This window comes from Bacillus sp. SIMBA_005 (genome assembly GCF_046535585.1).
Lineage (GTDB): Bacteria > Bacillota > Bacilli > Bacillales > Bacillaceae > Bacillus > Bacillus pumilus.
Genome location: NZ_JAWRWI010000625.1, coordinates 1 through 262, shown reverse-complemented (window position 1 = coordinate 262; position 262 = coordinate 1). Strand labels below are relative to the sequence as shown.

1 pseudogene is annotated in these 262 nt (G+C 43.1%); it reads right to left on the bottom strand.

What is annotated here, in order from left to right:
- Window positions 1-262 (bottom strand): annotated as a pseudogene (locus tag SB660_RS21585) (transglycosylase domain-containing protein); the annotation flags it as partial.

Sequence of the window (262 nt, the reverse complement as noted above, 5' to 3'; positions counted from 1 at the left end):
CGGTATATTGGTCATTTAAACCAGCTAGCCAGTAATCACGGTAATCATTTGTTGTACCTGTTTTAGCCCCAACATAGCTACTATTACTATAAACCCCTTGCCCCGTACCATTTGAGACAACTTCTGCCAACAGCCCACGCATATATTTTACGGTTTTAGGCGACCAAATCTGGTCACGTTCCTTGTCCCAACTATATAGCTCAGTGCCATCATTAGCTGTTACTTTTCGAATACTGTGGGCTAGCACATAAGAGCCATCGAT